The sequence below is a fragment of the Streptomyces sp. P9-A2 genome (assembly GCF_036634175.1).
GTDB lineage: Bacteria > Actinomycetota > Actinomycetes > Streptomycetales > Streptomycetaceae > Streptomyces > Streptomyces pratens.
Map to the genome: position 1 here is coordinate 5,261,708 of NZ_JAZIFX010000001.1, position 14,659 is coordinate 5,276,366.

Annotated in this window: 14 protein-coding genes and 1 pseudogene; 6 read left to right on the top strand and 9 right to left on the bottom strand. The window is 69.9% G+C overall.

Annotated features, from left to right (window positions below; genetic code table 11):
• Nucleotides 1-211: 211 nt before the first annotated feature.
• A pseudogene (locus tag V4Y04_RS24050) lies at nucleotides 212-1,457 on the bottom strand (helix-turn-helix domain-containing protein).
• A gap of 394 nt (nucleotides 1,458-1,851) precedes the next feature.
• Here V4Y04_RS24050 and V4Y04_RS24055 point away from each other — a divergent pair.
• Nucleotides 1,852-3,288 carry an ATP-binding protein gene (locus V4Y04_RS24055; RefSeq protein ID WP_332430390.1) on the top strand — a complete coding sequence of 479 codons (1,437 nt, stop codon included), beginning with the start codon at nucleotides 1,852-1,854 and terminating at the stop codon, nucleotides 3,286-3,288.
• 316 nt (nucleotides 3,289-3,604) lie between these two features.
• Here V4Y04_RS24055 and V4Y04_RS24060 read toward each other — a convergent pair whose 3' ends face one another.
• The 4 genes from V4Y04_RS24060 to V4Y04_RS24075 form a co-directional block, all read right to left on the bottom strand.
• Nucleotides 3,605-4,444, bottom strand: coding sequence for a HEAT repeat domain-containing protein (locus V4Y04_RS24060; protein WP_332430391.1), 840 nt, complete (start codon nucleotides 4,442-4,444; stop codon nucleotides 3,605-3,607).
• A complete protein-coding gene (locus V4Y04_RS24065; protein WP_332430392.1) occupies nucleotides 4,372-4,758 on the bottom strand; it encodes a CPCC family cysteine-rich protein in 387 nt (128 codons plus the stop codon). The genes V4Y04_RS24060 and V4Y04_RS24065 overlap by 73 nt, the downstream gene beginning before the upstream one ends.
• Nucleotides 4,759-5,049: 291 nt before the next feature.
• Complete coding sequence (locus tag V4Y04_RS24070) at nucleotides 5,050-5,313, bottom strand: type II toxin-antitoxin system RelE family toxin (RefSeq protein WP_332430393.1); 264 nt, start codon at nucleotides 5,311-5,313, stop codon at nucleotides 5,050-5,052.
• Complete coding sequence (locus V4Y04_RS24075; protein WP_332430394.1) at nucleotides 5,306-5,575, bottom strand: type II toxin-antitoxin system Phd/YefM family antitoxin; 270 nt, start codon at nucleotides 5,573-5,575, stop codon at nucleotides 5,306-5,308. The genes V4Y04_RS24070 and V4Y04_RS24075 overlap by 8 nt, the downstream gene beginning before the upstream one ends.
• A 111-nt stretch (nucleotides 5,576-5,686) precedes the next feature.
• On the opposite strand from V4Y04_RS24075, the gene V4Y04_RS24080 reads away from it, so the two are divergent.
• From V4Y04_RS24080 to V4Y04_RS24100, 5 genes are all read left to right on the top strand, one after another.
• Nucleotides 5,687-7,870: a DEAD/DEAH box helicase gene (locus V4Y04_RS24080; protein WP_332430395.1), complete on the top strand. Its 2,184-nt coding sequence runs from the start codon at nucleotides 5,687-5,689 to the stop codon at nucleotides 7,868-7,870.
• A 307-nt stretch (nucleotides 7,871-8,177) separates the two neighbouring features.
• Nucleotides 8,178-8,462 carry a type II toxin-antitoxin system Phd/YefM family antitoxin gene (locus tag V4Y04_RS24085; RefSeq protein WP_111005329.1) on the top strand — a complete coding sequence of 95 codons (285 nt, stop codon included), beginning with the start codon at nucleotides 8,178-8,180 and terminating at the stop codon, nucleotides 8,460-8,462.
• Nucleotides 8,459-8,713, top strand: a complete 255-nt coding sequence (locus V4Y04_RS24090; RefSeq protein WP_332430396.1) for a Txe/YoeB family addiction module toxin — start codon at nucleotides 8,459-8,461, stop codon at nucleotides 8,711-8,713. The genes V4Y04_RS24085 and V4Y04_RS24090 overlap by 4 nt, the downstream gene beginning before the upstream one ends.
• Before the next feature lie 590 nt (nucleotides 8,714-9,303).
• Nucleotides 9,304-11,013: an aldehyde dehydrogenase family protein gene (locus V4Y04_RS24095; protein ID WP_332430397.1), complete on the top strand. Its 1,710-nt coding sequence runs from the start codon at nucleotides 9,304-9,306 to the stop codon at nucleotides 11,011-11,013.
• Between the two features lie 11 nt (nucleotides 11,014-11,024).
• On the top strand, nucleotides 11,025-11,588 hold the full coding sequence (locus tag V4Y04_RS24100) for an EF-hand domain-containing protein (protein WP_332430398.1): 564 nt from the start codon (nucleotides 11,025-11,027) through the stop codon (nucleotides 11,586-11,588).
• Between the two features lie 174 nt (nucleotides 11,589-11,762).
• On the opposite strand, the gene V4Y04_RS24105 is transcribed toward V4Y04_RS24100, so the two are convergent.
• The 4 genes from V4Y04_RS24105 to V4Y04_RS24120 all read right to left on the bottom strand — a co-directional run bounded on the left by V4Y04_RS24105 (nucleotide 11,763) and on the right by V4Y04_RS24120 (nucleotide 14,608).
• Nucleotides 11,763-12,620, bottom strand: coding sequence for a GvpL/GvpF family gas vesicle protein (locus V4Y04_RS24105; protein WP_332430399.1), 858 nt, complete (start codon nucleotides 12,618-12,620; stop codon nucleotides 11,763-11,765).
• Nucleotides 12,617-12,931, bottom strand: a complete 315-nt coding sequence (locus tag V4Y04_RS24110) for a gas vesicle protein K (RefSeq protein ID WP_332430400.1) — start codon at nucleotides 12,929-12,931, stop codon at nucleotides 12,617-12,619. The genes V4Y04_RS24105 and V4Y04_RS24110 overlap by 4 nt, the downstream gene beginning before the upstream one ends.
• Nucleotides 12,932-13,004: 73 nt before the next feature.
• Nucleotides 13,005-13,961 carry a gas vesicle protein gene (locus tag V4Y04_RS24115; protein ID WP_332430401.1) on the bottom strand — a complete coding sequence of 319 codons (957 nt, stop codon included), beginning with the start codon at nucleotides 13,959-13,961 and terminating at the stop codon, nucleotides 13,005-13,007.
• Complete coding sequence (locus V4Y04_RS24120) at nucleotides 13,958-14,608, bottom strand: gas vesicle protein (RefSeq protein ID WP_332430402.1); 651 nt, start codon at nucleotides 14,606-14,608, stop codon at nucleotides 13,958-13,960. Before V4Y04_RS24120 ends, V4Y04_RS24115 begins: the two co-directional genes overlap by 4 nt.
• Nucleotides 14,609-14,659: the final 51 nt, after the last annotated feature.

Sequence of the window (14,659 nt, forward strand, 5' to 3'; positions counted from 1 at the left end):
GGCACGCCACGTCCACGGGAGGGCGTACGGATGGAGGCGCGCCACCCGGCGCGTCACTGGTCGCGGGCGGCTCGAAGCAGCCGGGGGCGCGGTGCGATGCGTCGGGCGGGGATCAGAGGGTCCCGTCGGGATCGTTGGGATCCGGAGGGCCGACCGGACAGTCCGGCGAGCCGGGCGGCTCGAGGAGCCGGCGTCGGTCGTGGAGGCGGTGTCAGTCGTGCGCGGGGGCGAGTACCCGTGCCAGCGTCGGTTGTAGATCGCGTACGGCCCGGCTGCTCCGGAACCGGGTGAGTTCCCGCGCGAGACGCCGGACGTCACTGTTCACCGTCGCCGAGGGCACGGCCGGCATTACCCCCCAGGAGCTCCCCGGCGATCGTGCACGCGTGCTCGGCCTCTCCGGAGGCAGCGTGGGCCAAAGCCCTGCGGAAGCCGTACCGGGCGCGGGTGCGCAGCGCGTGCGGTGGGAGGCGGCGGCACTCCCGGTCGAGGACCTCGGCGGCGGCCTCGGGTCGACCGAGGTCGTACAGGCACCAGCCGGTCGTCATTGCCGCCGGATCGCTCACGTGGGTGGTGCCGATCACGGGCTCGGCGCTGCTGCGGGCGTCGTCGCTGTCGAGCAGCTCCCGGGCCCTGTCGAGGCTGCGGAGGCAGTCGCGTTCGTCGCCGACGAATGCGTGGCCCTGCGCCTCCCGCTGAACCGCGAGTCCCCGGACGCGCGGCGGGAGTTCGCCGCTCTGGGCCCGGCGGGCCAGGACGATGGTGCCCGCGGCATCCCCGTCGTAGGGAGTGACCAGGGCGCGTCGCACGAGCGCGTAGGAACCGAGGTACGGATCGCCCCCGGCGCGCCCCAGCGCGGCGGCTTCACCGGTCCAGCCGAGCGCCGCGCCGCTGTCCCCGGCCTCCTGGGCCATCCAGCCGGTGAACTCCGCGAACCGCGACGCGAGCAGGAGCGCGGGGGCCCGAGTGGCGGACGGGGTACCGGCGGCCAGCCCGGCGACCGTGCGCGTCTGCGTCTCCAGCAGGGGAAGCAGGACCTTCGGCGCGGTGGACTGGCCGAGCTTTCGCAGCTGGTCGAACTGCGCGCGGAAGGAGGGAAGGAGAGGGCCGGCGGTAGAGGACGTCTGACCGCCGATTTTCAGGCCGAGGTCGATCAGCGCCCCCGTACCCGCTGCGAGGACCGTCCGGCGCCCGACGAGCCAGAGGCTCGGGGTGGCGGGGGTTTCGGTGGTGTCCGAGTCGGTCTCGGGGCGGACGGCCATGCGCTGCAGCTCGCCGTTCGCGCCGAGGAAGGCGTCGCACCGCCGGGCCAGTTCGGGGGACGCGGAACGCTCCCCGCGCTCGACCTTGCTGAGGTGCCCCTTGTCGTAGTTGAGCGCCACAGAGAACTCGGTCAGAGTCAGCCCCGCTTCCTGTCGTAAACGGCGAAGTTCAGGTCCGAAACGTAAAGTTGTGCTCATCATCAACCTCCCCCTTGCGTAGCGACCGTGAGAACTGTGCGCCCTCACGGGAGCTCTCGTTCAACGTTCATTGGCCGACGCGAAGGCCGACGGCGAACACCTGTTGTGACGGAGTCATTTCGCTTCGCATCCGAGAGTGGGTCTGGCACGAGGCGCGCCTCGGGAATCGGGGTTCGGCGGGGTTGCCTGTTGCTTCTTCCGTTCTCCGGTGTTCTCCGTCTGTTCCTTGCTGCGACCTGATTCGACCATGATCGGGGCAAAGTGATCGAGAGTGACAGGGTGAGGCTTTATCGACCATGCCTGGAGTGACGGCCTCCTGCGGCCTGGCGAGGTCATCCACTAACGTGCATGTTACTAACAGTTTGGTTAGTAACATGAATGGAGGTTGGTGGGCATGGTGGACTTCGTGGGTCGTCGGCAGGAGCTGGCGACGTTGGAGCGAGAGCTGCAGAAGGTGGCGGCAGGGGCTGGCGGGGAGCGGCCCGGTCGGTGCGTGATGTTGCGTGGGCGGCGCCGGGTGGGCAAGTCGCGGCTGGTCGAGCGGTTCGCGGAGCGCTCCGGGGCCCCGTTCTTGTTCTACGCGGCGACCGGTGCGTCCCCTGGGGGTGATCTTGCACGGCTCGCCCGGGACGCCCAGGCATCGACGCTGCCGATGGCGCGGCTCGTGGCCGCCGCGCGGCCGGAGAGCTGGGACGCCGCGTTCGACGTGCTGGCAGCCGCGCTGCCCGCTGACCGGGCGAGCGTGCTGATCATCGACGAGGTGCCGTACCTGATGGATGCCGGTGGCGCCTTTGAGGGGATGCTGCAACGGGCCTGGGACCGGGTGCTGGAGACCAAGCCGGTGCTGCTGGTCCTCATCGGCTCCGATCTGTCGATGATGGAGGCCCTGAACAGCTACGGGCGCCCCTTCCATCAGCGCGGCCGGGAGATGGTGCTGGGACCCCTGAACCCCGCAGAGGTGGGGCAGATGCTCGGACTGGAACCGGCGGAAGCCTTCGACGCCGCGCTGGTCACCGGCGGGCTGCCGCTGATCTGCGCGGAGTGGCCGCGAGGCGCAGGACTGTGGGACTTCCTCGGCGAGGCGCTGAGCGACCCGGTCTCGGCCCTGCTGGTGTCGGCCGAGCGCTCGCTGGCTGCCGAATTCCCCCCGCAGGCTCAGGCGCGTACGGTGCTGGCAGCCGTCGGCAGTGGCGAGCGGACCTTCACCAACATCGCCCGTGCGGCCGGCGGGATCGGGGCCACGCCGCTGCATCGAGCCCTGGAACTGCTCACGAACAAGCGGATCGTCGCTGCGGAGCTACCCGTATCGCTGCGTCCTTCAAAGGATCGCCGCTACCGGGTGACAGACCCCTACCTGCGCTTCTGGCTGCACCTGCTCGGTCCGTCCATGGAGGAGATCGAGCGGGGACGGGGTGATCTGACCTTGGCGCGCATCCGGGAGAACTGGACCAGCTGGCGCGGCCGGGCGGTCGAGCCCCTTGTCCGCGAGGCCCTGGCGCGGATACTGCCCGATGACAGGCTGCCCGCGGCCCCCGCAGTGGGCGGCTACTGGACCCGCACCAACGACGTCGAGATCGACATCGTCGGGGCGGACCGCGCCCCCATCGCCAAGGAGCTGCTCTTCGTCGGCTCCATCAAGTGGCTGGAGCAGTCGCCCTTCGACCGGCACGACCTGGCAGCCCTCCATCGACACCGGGCCGCCCTCACCGGCGAACCTGTTCCCGTCGTGGCGGTCTCGCGCAGCGGAGTCGACTGCCCGGGGCTCGATACCTCCTATGGTCCCGGCGATCTGCTGACCGCCTGGCCACTGCGAGCGGCGGATGACAGGTGAGGAGCGGGAGCTGGTGAGCGCGATCAGGCTGCAGAAGCCGGAGACGTCCCGCAGACCTCGGCCCGTAGCCGGCGCTCCTGAGACTCCTCGTACTTCGTCGCGGATCCCGTTCTGGGACGACTTCGCATTTCCGCAGGTCACATGAGTCGTGGTGGAGCGGCCTTCTCTTCACTGCCTCCTTCCGCGCGGACACTACTGACCCAGCCATACGGTTTCCGGAGATACCGTTGCCGCCCCCTCCCGGTTGCAGGATGCGCGCTGTTCAGTTCGAGGTGGCGCGGGTGGTCCGAGTTATTCCTCGTCACGTAGCGCTCGATCACATGGCCGGAGCCAATCTCCTTGGGGTGCTGGAAGAGCATGGGGTCACCTCTCCAGGTGCAGGTCGGTGTGGTCGATCCAGGCAGGGGCGACGAAGATGTCGTCGCCGACGGGGGCTTCGCCAGCCTCCAGCAGGGACCACGCGCGGGCCTCTTCGACCAGGTGCTCCCAGGGGGGCGGTCCAGTTGAGTTCCCAGTCGAGACGGGGACCGTCGACGTCGTACGTATGCCCGGCGTGCACCTGCCAGAACTGGGAGTAGAGGATTACTTGGGCATGGTCGGCCAGGTCGTTGATGATCCCGGTGAAGCGGGCTGAGGGCCAGCCGGGGGCGTCATCCGCAGCGGTGGTGCGCAGGTGCGCGGTGAGCGGTGGGACGACAGGGCTGCGGGCGCCGAGTTCGGTCAGGGCCCAGCGGATGCCGGCGGGCTCGGTCCAGTCGGGTGGGGTCTGCCGTTCCAGGCAGGCGCGGTAGGCGCGGCGCAGGGGCTCGACCGCGCCGTCGATCTCCAGGCTCGCCAGGACGATGGCCGCCCATTCGCGGACGGTGGGGTTGTCGCTGTCCAGCAGCCTGATGAGGGCGGGTCCGCAGCGGGGATCGCCCACCTCCTCGAAGACCTCGATGGCGGTCAGCCGGCCGAAGGCGTCGAGGGAGGGGAGTCCGTCGATGATGGCTTCGGAGCCGATCCGGATCAGTTCGGCGCGGGCGTCGTAGGACGTGCCGGCTTCGCCGGCGAGCTGCTGGACGAGTCTCTCGATGGGGAGAGTCAGGAGGCGGGTCGGTCGCGGCGCCAGAAGGTGGGAAGCCACCAGCAGAGCACCGAGGGGTCCGCCGGCCACGGGGCCCAGTCCTTCGCTTCCCAGACCTCGAAGGAGTCCCGCGTGAGGTCGATCGGGCGCCAGGCCGGATCGAGCGGCTCGTCCGCTGCCGGAGGCCGGACGAACCGTCGGCCGTGCTGGTCGCAGGCGCCGAAATCCCGGTAGTTGTGTCGGGCCTCGACCAGGGAGACCTTGTTCGCCCCGCTGTCCACGGTCGGCCACCGGAACTGGATGGTGTCGTCCTCCCAGAAGCAGACGGGGCAGATCGCGAATGACCCGGGCATCTCGTCCAGTACGAGGCGCCCGCAGCAGGGGCAGGGATGGCGGCGGCTCACTGGCGCAGTCTCGTAGATGGGCCGATCCCGGTGCCATGCATTTCCGGACCGGTAGAGGAGCTGCCGGTCCGCAGACGGTCCGCAGGACACTCGTAGAAGCCCGTCGGAGGCCAACGCAACCAAACGGTGAAGTGCCTGGTCAGAGGTTGGTGCGGGGCTCCGCCGCAGGTCAGGATCGGGGCGCAGGCGTTCCGCTTCAACGTCTGATTGGACGTGGACAAACGGCCTGACCTGCGAGAAAGCAGGTCAGGCCGTTGCGCTGTCCGCAGTAGTCCGCAGAACCTGGAGCAGTTACGTGTCGTAGACCGTGGAGCGGTGTCCGACGTGTACGACCCACACCACCAGCTCCCCGTTGTCGATCGTGTAGACGACACGGTAGTCGCCGACCCGTAGGCGGCGGCGCTCAGGCTGGGATACGAGTGCGGTGGTGTTGAAGCCGAAGGGGTCGATCTCCAGCTCTGTCAGTTTGGCCAGGATGCGAAGCGCCATGTCACGCGGGATCTTGCGCAGCTCGGCCTGGGCCTCGGGCCGGAACACCGTGCGGTAGTCACTCACTGCGTGCCAGCGTCTCCCTCATCACGTCCTCGATCGTGACGCCGGCGGCCGGGCTCGCCATGCGCTCGTCGATGATGCGGTTGATCTCGCGCTCTTCCCACTCCTGGTACTTGCGCAGCACCTCGATCGAGACCACGGCGGCGACCTGCTTGCCGCGACGGGTGATGACAGTGGGCACGTCGTCGCGGTCGGCCCGTTCGACGACTTCGGCCAAGTGAGCGCGTACGTCGCGGATGGACTCTATGGGCAGCGGCTGAGTCATGCTTCAAGGGTACCAAGTGTGCAATGTGTACACAATGTGTGCGGGCCCCGGTCGGCGCCGGGGGGCAGCGGTGGCAGTATGCGGGGATATCACGAGAGGGGCCGGGGCGGGATGGGGCGCAGTGAGCGGGAGGCAGTTGCCGCGGGAGGGCGGCTGTACGAGGCGGCGCAGGTGGTGGCCGGTGACCACGGGCGGGCTGTCGAGGCGGTTCGGGCGGCGCTGAAGCCGATCTGCGATATGGCGGCGGAACAGGCGCTGGACGCCATCCCAGTGGCCCGGTTGAAGGAGGTCACCGAGGGTCGGCTGAGGCTCGGTGAAGTCGAGAGGAGCGGGCTGCGGTCGGTCCGGCAGGTACTCGATGCCGGCTCCTACCGGTTGCGACAGGTCCCTGGCGTGGGGCAGAGGACTGCCGATCAGGTCATCGCGGCGGCACGTCAGATATCTGATGCCGTTCGGGAGACCACAGCCGTCCACATCGACGTGGATCGGCCGGAGCCCCGAACCACCTCACTCGTCATGGCCCTGCATGTGCTGGTGGGAGCGGGCCCCGATGCGCGGCGAGCCGTAGACACGGCCATGGCTCTCTCGGAGCGGCTCGGTCCGCTGCTGGCCGAGGCCAAGCCGGCCGCCGGGCGGCTGCGGATGCTGCTGGTGGGGCAGGTCAAACGAGCCCGGGCGCTGGAGGCCGTTGCAGAGGTCCGCAGGCTGACCGAGGAAGCAGCGCAGGGCGGTGTGCCGGAGCTGCTTGCACAGGCCTCGGTGGATCTGCTGCGCGGTACCTCGACCGAGGTTGCGGCCTGGGTCGACTTCGAGCTGCGTTCCGCCGAGTACTACAGCCTGCTCGCGGAGATCTCCGGCCGCAGACCCGACACTGCCGCTGCCGAGGGGTTCCTGCCCGACGAAGTTGCCGAGCGGGTCCGCGACCAGATGCTTGATGACACTCACCGACGGGTGTCGCTGCGCGGCTATCAAGCCTTCGGGGCGCGCTTCGCCCTGGCGCAACGCAAGGTGATTCTTGGCGACGAGATGGGGCTCGGCAAGACCATCCAGGCCATCGCTGCTCTGGCTCATCTCGCTGCCGAGGGGCAGAGCCACTTCATGGTCGTCTGCCCGGCCAGCGTCCTGATCAACTGGACACGCGAGATCGAGGCCCGCAGCAAGCTGCGCGTGATGCCTCTTCACGGCCCCGACAGACAGGAAGCGTTCGCCGACTGGAAGGGCCGGGGCGGCGTAGGGGTGACTACCTTCGACGCCTTGCGTGGTTTCCCGGCCCCCGGGGGCGGCGAGCTGGGGATGCTGGTCGTGGACGAGGCGCACTATGTGAAGAATCCGAAGACGCGTCGCTCCCAGGCCGTGACTGAATGGTCCGGGCACTGCGAACGCGTTCTCTTCATGACCGGCACGCCCATGGAGAACCGAGTCGCCGAGTTCCGCAGCCTCGTGCAGATTCTCCAGCCGCACCTGGCAGGTGCTGTCGGTGACCGTGACGGAGTGGCCGGTTCCAAGGCCTTCCGGAAGGCCGTCGCCCCGGTCTATCTGCGGCGCAACCAGCAGGATGTTCTGACCGAACTGCCCGCACTCCAGCAGACGGACGAGTGGGAGGAGCTGAGCGCGTCGGACGAAGACGCCTACCGCGAGGCCGTGCGCGCCGGCAACTTCATGGCGATGCGTAGAGCGGCGTACGCGCGCCCCGAGAAGTCGGCCAAGTTGAACCGGCTGCGCGAGATCGTCGAGGACGCCGCCGGGAATGGGTTGAAGGTGGTGGTGTTCTCCAACTTCAGGGATGTCCTTGGAGCGGTGAAGGACACGCTGGACGGCGCGCGGAGCAATGGTGGCGGTCAGGTGTTCGGTCCGATCTCGGGAAGCGTGCCGCCCGCGCGCCGTCAGCAGTTGGTGGACGAGTTTGCCGCCGTGCCGGGTCATGCGGTGCTGGTGGCGCAGATCGAGGCGGCGGGGGTGGGGCTCAACATGCAGGCCGCGGCCGTCGTGATCATCTGTGAGCCTCAGATCAAACCGACCATCGAACACCAGGCGGTGGCGCGGGCCCACCGCATGGGGCAGGTGCGTTCGGTCCGGGTGCACCGGCTGCTCACCACCCGCGGGGTGGACGAGCGGATGGTGGAGATGCTGAAGAACAAGACCCGCCTGTTCGACGCGTACGCACGGCGCAGCGCGGTCGCCGAGTCGACGCCGGACGCGGTCGACGTTTCGGACACGGCGATGGCCCGCCAGATCGTCGAGGAGGAGCAGGCGCGGCTGGGAGCGGTCCGCAAAGAGTCCGCAGGACACCCGTAAGCGACCGTCGGGACCCAACGCACTCCAACGGGGAAATGCCTGGTCAGGGCGTTGCGTACGGCTCCGCCGCAGGTCAGGATCGGGGATCAGGCATTCCGCTTCAACGTGTGATCAATTCGTTACTGGAAGCTAAGGGCTTCGTCAAGCCCGCAGGTGGCAAGGGGTTGGTCTCCTTGAGAGCCGACCCCTTGTTGTTGCCTGTGCCGGGGTGGTGCTGGGATGTCTGCCCCTTCGCCGGGCGTCTGCTCTGTCCATGAGCGATAAGAGTGGTACGTTATTTGGTACCACTGTCGGAAAGGGTGAGGTCATGTCCATAACTGCGAGCGAAGCCCGCAAGGCTCTCTTTCCGCTGATCAAGAAGGTCAACGACAACCACGAGGCCATCGAGATCGTTTCCAAACACGGCAATGCCGTGCTCGTCTCGGCCGAGGACTATGCGGCATTGCGTGAGGGCTCGTACCTGCTGCGCTCGCCGGCGAACGCTCGCCGGTTGCTCAAGGCGTACGAGAACGCCCTGGCTAACATCAACGTGTCAGAGCGAGAGCTGATCGACCCCGACTCGCCGGATGCGGCCAGTGAGGGTGCTGAGTGAGGCTCGTCTTCGAAGATCAGGGCTGGGAGGACTACACGTCCTGGCTCAAGAACGATCGCAAGATGCTCGCTCGGATCAACAAGCTCATCGAGGACGTCAAACGCGACCCCTTCACTGGAATCGGTAAGCCAGAGCCCCTCAAGTACCACTTGCCCGGGGCGTGGTCGAGGCGGATCGACGACGAGCACCGCCTCGTCCATCTGGTGACGGACAGGGAGATCGTCATCCTCGCGGCTCGTTACCGCTACTGACCGCTCGGGCGGTGCAGGCGTTCCTGGGGATGCTGCTCCCGCGCTGGGATGTCACTGTCGCCCTCCGTGCCGGCCTCGAACATGAGGTCGGCACGGAGGCTGTTCGGTGCCGTCCGGGGCGCAGTGGAGCCTGGCCGTGAAGAAACCGGCCGCTGCGTTCGGGATCTCGTCGGCCGCGTCGGTTCGGCGATATCACTTCATCGCCTTCATCGGCTTGGACTCCTCCGCTGGAGGCTGACGGGCGTCGGGCCGGCGGAAAGGCGCACCAGGGCGTTCTCGGCCTCGGCCGACAGGGAGACCGAACCGGCGAGGCCGCGCCGATCCGTCACCGCCCGCCGCAGCGGCTCGCGGACCTCGTCCGCCCGGAGTCCGGAGCCTCAGCACCGGCAACCGTGAGAGCAACGGCGACACCTTGACGTGTTCGGGCTGGTCAGTGGCGCACTTCTGACCGTCGGGCGGCGCCTCGGCCGACACCGGTGCTTACCATGCCAGGGAGACGGGTCGGGCGGCAATGGGTGGATTTCCCCTGTTCAGGGTGGAGGGTGCCGTAACAGGTCCGAAGCCGGGCCCCGGTGCGAAGAATCCGGGGTGTGAACGCTTCCTCGGGGACCGCGCTTCGGAGCTATCCGGTCCTGCTGTCCGGCGTACCCGCCGCCGGACAGAGCTGGGTGCACTGGCCCAGGAGCAGCGCCGTGCTGCTCGACACCTACGAGACGGTCGCGCTCAAAGCGCGTCTCGACCACGACCGGGCCGGCCCGGCGGACCACGACGACCCCCGGCTGGTCGGCCGGGTGGCGCGGTCCACCGGCGAGCAGGCCCTCGCGGCGCTCGCCGCGGCGCGCGAGGCGCAGCCGGCCTGGGCGCGCGTCCCGCTCGATCACCGGCTGGACTTCGTCCGCGCCTTCCACCGCCTGCTGCGGGAGCGGGCCGAGGAACTCATGTCGGTCCTCGTCGCCGAAGGGAACCCGCTGCAGGTGAGCCGGTGGGCCCTGTCCGCCGCGCTGAACCTGACGCACCCCGACTCGGTCGCGTACGCGCGTGCCGCCATGGTCTGGGAGGGCGGTCATGCGGGCCGGCTGGTGCGGCTGGTGCGCAAGCCCGACGGGGTGGTCTGCCTGGACCCGGCGCGCAACGCCCCGATGCTCACCGCTCTGTCCGGGGTGCCGACGCTGGCGGCGGGCAACGCGCTGGTGGTCAACGCCCCGCCGACGGTCCCGCTGAGCACCGCCTACCTCTTCCACGAGCTGGTCGCCCCGCTGCTGGCCGACCACGGGGCGCCGCCCGGCACGCTGAGCGTGCTGTGCGCGCCGGCCCGGCCGATGCTGCGCACGTGGCTCGCCTCCCCGCACTGCGACGACATCTTCTTCTTCGGCGGTTCGGCCCAGGGCGCCGAACTCACCCGCTCCTGCCTGGAGCACGGCAAGAAGCCCATCATGGAGCTGGCCGGCAACGACGCCCTCGTGGTCTGGCGGGACGCCGACCTGGACGGCGCCGTCGAAGCGGCACTGGAGCGCTACCTGGGGTCCGGACAGCTCTGCCTGGCACCGAAGTTCGCCCTGGTGCATCCCGCCGTGGCGGACGACTTCACCGAGCGGCTGCGCCGGAAGGTGGCCGCCCTGCGCGTGGGGCTGCCGGACGACCCGGAGGTCGTGCTCACCCCGGTGATCAAGCGGAACCAGTGCAAGGAGGTGCTGGACGACGCCGTGGCCCGGGGCGCCGAACTGCTCTGCGGTGGCGACCTGGTCGACGTGCACGGCCGTCCCTCCCCGCGGGGCCCGTTCGTCCGGCCCGCGCTGCTGCGCGTACGGGGTCTCGAGCGGGCGGCGACCATGAACGCCGTCACGGAGGAGACGTTCTTCCCCCTGATGTGCGTGGTCGTGCCGGAGGCCGCCGCGTCTGCGGCGGTGGCCTCGGACGACGCGCTGCTGGACGCGGTCCTCGCGTTCGTCAACGCCAATCGGTACGGGCTGCGCAACTCGCTGTGGGCGCGTGATCCGCACGTCGTCCACCGGTTCACGGACGAAGTGACCAACGGCGGTGTGCTGAAGGTCAACGACAGCCACATCGGGACCCTGCCGGTGCTGCCCATCGTCGGCGGCACGGGGCTGTCGGGCGGCGTCTTCGGGGAGGCCAACGTCTCCTTTCTGCGCACCACCCGCCTCCAGGGCATCAGCCTCGCCACCGGGACCGGTGAGCCCTTCGACCACCTCGCCGCCGCCGGAATGCCCCGGGAGTCCGGGCCGGTGGTAGCTGCTCCCTCCACCCGTATCCCTCTGCCGGGACAGTCCGGCACCAGCTGAAAGGCCGACACATGACCACGCTCTCCGGTACTCCCCTGCTCCACCGCAAGATCGACCTGTGCTTCCGGCACTTCGACACCGACGACAACGGCTTCATCGACCGCGAGGACCTCCTGACCCTGGGATCGCAGCTGCTGTCCAAGTTCGGCGAGCCCGTCACCTCGCCCAAGGGCACCGCGCTGATGGACGGCATGACCCGCTTCTGGGACGCCCTGGTCGCCGCCGCGGACCAGGACGGCGACGAGCGGCTCACCCGTGACGAGTACCGGGACTGCATGACCGGCGCCTTCGTCGAGTCGCCCGAGGGCTTCGACATCTCGTTCCGGCCCCTGGCGGAGGCGGTGTGCGCGCTGCTGGACACCGACGGGGACGGTGAGGTGGACGAGCGGGAGTTCGAGGCATGGCAGGAGGTGTTCCGTACCGCGCCCGAGAACAGGGCCGACGCCTTCCGCAAGCTGGACGCCGACGGGAACGGCAGGCTCACGGTCGACGAGCTGCTGGCCGCCGTCCGCCAGTACTACCTCAGCCCCGACGCCGACGCGGCCGGCAATTGGCTCTACGGCGCGGTCGCCTGAAGCAAGCACGGGCCGGGGGCCCGGTGGGTAGCGGCCTCGCCGTCTGCCGGCCCCCGGTTCCCGGTTCCCGGCCCCCGGTTCCTCGGCCGCCCGTCCGCCGACGGCCGTCACTTCAGGCAGGATGCCCCCACCGCAGCGCCGAGCACCGGCAAGGAGCAGTTCGTTCACGGCCGCTCAGGGGGCCATTTCCTCCGCCCGGGTGCGGTGGCGGGTGTCGATGAAGGAGTACGGGGGCCAGGGGCCCAGGAAGCGGATGCGGACGGCGGGCTGACGGGACCGCAGTTCGGTCAGTACGGTGCCGACGGCGTCGATGTCCTCCCGCCGGACGAGCAGGGCGGCGCACAGGACGTCCGTCTCGCCCGCGACGCGGTGGGTGGGGCCGCGGTCGCGGTAGTCCTCGGCGACGGCCAGCAGACGCTGCCTGATCTCGGCGTGCAGGGTGTCGGCGAACTGTCCGGCCGCGTTGCGGGCCCGGTGCTCCCGCTGCTTGGCCATCAGCCTGCGCATGCCGGGTGACAGGCCGTCCGCCGGGCCGCCCGCCGGGTCCTCCGGCGCGGCCTCTCCCGCTTCGCCCGTGGTGACGGCCGTACGGTCCACGGTGATGTCGACCCGCAGTTCGCACCGGCCGGCCAGGTCCTCCAACTGGCCCGCGATGTCCGCCGCCTGCTCGGTGACCCACTCCGTCAGGCGCCGTTCGGCGCTCCGCCCGGCCTCGGGCCGGCCCTCGGGCGGCGGCTCCTCGGCGACCAGGACGTTGAAGGTCATCGGCAGGATGCTGCCGGTGCGTTCCCATACGGTGTCCACCGCCCGGCTCTGCTCCTCCACCCAGCGGCGCACCTGGTCGTCGCCGCCCTCGAGAGGGGCCGGGGCGGCGTCGTGCACCAGTGCCGCGACGGAGGCGCCGGGAACGCGCACCAGCCGCAGCGGGCGACCGTCGATCCCGGTGACGCCGTCGGCCGCGTCCGGCCGGTCCGGGCCGTCCGGCCGGTCCGGGAGCAGCGCGTACACGTACAACGCCGTGTGCTCGGTCATTCGCCTGCCTCCTCCGCCCAGCGCTGCGGGTTGATCAGCTTGTCCACGACGTCGTCGACCACTTCGTCCAGTCCCCGGTGCAGGTCGGCGACCGAGGAGACGATGCCGTGGTCCTCCTTGATCTGCTCCATCGCCTCGTCCAGTTCCAGCAGGGCGTTCGCCAGGCGTTCGGCCTCCTGCGGGGTCAGATCGTGGCCGTTCATACGACGCAGCGCCTGGCGGTCCAGCGCCTCCTGGATGACCTCGACCAAGGTGACCACCAAGGACAGCACCCCGTGTTTGAGGCTCTTCTCGTCGACGGTCAACGGCATGTCGGCTCTCCACCCTCCTGCTGTCGTGCTCGGTCGCTCACCTGGTTGTTCGCCTGGTTGTTCACCCGGCCACTCATCCGGTCGCCGCCATGGGTCCCGGCACGGGTCCCGTCACGGACCCCGCCGCGCGTAGCCGTTCCGTCCAGGCCGCCGGATCGTCCGCGGCCAGCCTCACCTCGTCGCCCGCGGTGGTGTGGACGGCGATGACGCCGCCCTCCCCGGCAGGGCTGTACGCGGGTACCCGACGCACCTCGGTGATGTCCGCCGTGGACAGCACGAGCGCCGGCCGGGAATCCACGGGGGACTTCCAGGTCAGCCTGTCGGCGGTCAGCCGTCCCTGACCGCCGCGCCACAACGGCCCGCCCCGGCGCGGTTCGTGGTACCACACGTGCTCCTCGACGAGAGGCGGCTCCTCCTCGACGGGGGGTGCGAACGGGAGGGCGGGTGCCGGGCGGCCCGCGCACGCCTCGGTGAGGAGGGCGTGCAGTTCTCCGGGCTGACGGGCCGAGAGGCGTTCCTGGCCGCCGTCGGCCAGGGCGACGTCCAGGCGCAGCTGTTCCTCGCCCCCGACCGTCCTCTCCGGTTCGAGACGCACGGCGGTGACGGCGTCGAGTCCGGTCTGCCACAGGATCTCCCGTGGTTCGTCACGCAGGACGACGAGGCGCCGGTCGGTGAGGTAGACGGTGCCGGGCCGCCATCCGTGGTAGAGACCTTCCGTCAGGAGGTGACCACCGGTCATCCGGCAGACGACGTTCTCGTCCTCCGCCAGGTCGAGGGCGCGGCGGGCGACGGACCGCTCGGCCCAGGCGCGGGTGTCCTCGTCCCAGTGGCGCATCATCCCGTACTCCAGCATCGTCTCCATCCCGGCGATGGCCGCCCGCAGGGAGACGCCGATCAGCGGGATGTCGGCCACGGCGACGATCAGGTCCAGGTGCAGGACCGCGCCCTTGTTCAGCACGACTTCCAGCAGGTCGTCCAGGGTGACCCGCGGATCCCGCGTGGGGCGCATCGGTGACAGTTCAGCCGTCACGCCGTTCCGCCTTCGCCTTCGCCTTCGCCTTCGCCCTCGGCCTCGCCCTCGGCCTCGCCCTCGGCCGGGGACGGTTCGGCCGCCCGGTGGTCCTGGTCCTCGTCGCCGTCGCCGTCGCGGTCGCCGTCGCTTTTGCCCTCGTCGTCGGCGGCGGGCTCCTCCCGGCGCTCGGTCAGCGCCGCCGGCTGTGTGTGCTCGGAGCGGCCCCGCATCTGGGCCTGCGCGCTGAGCCACCCGCACCAGGGGCACCACTTCTCCAGCAGTTGCTCGACCGGGGAGCGCTTGCCGCAGGCCGGGCAGCTCTCCTTCTCCTCACGCGTGTCACGCCACGCGGCGGTCTCCGTGTCCGTGCCGGACGGGAACTCCAGCCCGTAGCGGGCAGCCGTCTCGAAAGAGGCCAGCGCCGCGCGCAGACGGATACCCAGCAGTTCCACCCCGGCCACCGAGACCATGATGTCGGCGTTGAGCACGAGGCCCTTGTCCAGCAGGGTTTCCACCACATGAGCGAGGCTGCCGTCGCCGTCCCGCCGTGGCTGCATCGGGGACGGGCCCGTACTCGGCATCCCGCCCTGCGACGGGCCGCGCCGCGAGACCGTGGACGGGAACCCGCTGTCGCTCTGGGTGATCCTCTCGGGGTAGCTGCTCATTCCGCGCGTCTGTCCGCTCTCCCGTCACTTACACACCCGGGCCGGGACCGG

Coding starts and splice junctions, on each gene's coding strand:
- V4Y04_RS24080 (WP_332430395.1), top strand. CDS start 5,687: ATGGGGCGCAGTGAGCGGGAGGCAGTTGCCGCGGGAGGGCGGCTGTAC.
- V4Y04_RS24110 (WP_332430400.1), bottom strand. CDS start 12,931: ATGCCGTTGACCGTCGACGAGAAGAGCCTCAAACACGGGGTGCTGTCC.
- V4Y04_RS24075 (WP_332430394.1), bottom strand. CDS start 5,575: ATGACTCAGCCGCTGCCCATAGAGTCCATCCGCGACGTACGCGCTCAC.
- V4Y04_RS24055 (WP_332430390.1), top strand. CDS start 1,852: ATGGTGGACTTCGTGGGTCGTCGGCAGGAGCTGGCGACGTTGGAGCGA.
- V4Y04_RS24100 (WP_332430398.1), top strand. CDS start 11,025: ATGACCACGCTCTCCGGTACTCCCCTGCTCCACCGCAAGATCGACCTG.
- V4Y04_RS24105 (WP_332430399.1), bottom strand. CDS start 12,620: ATGACCGAGCACACGGCGTTGTACGTGTACGCGCTGCTCCCGGACCGG.
- V4Y04_RS24120 (WP_332430402.1), bottom strand. CDS start 14,608: ATGAGCAGCTACCCCGAGAGGATCACCCAGAGCGACAGCGGGTTCCCG.
- V4Y04_RS24085 (WP_111005329.1), top strand. CDS start 8,178: ATGTCCATAACTGCGAGCGAAGCCCGCAAGGCTCTCTTTCCGCTGATC.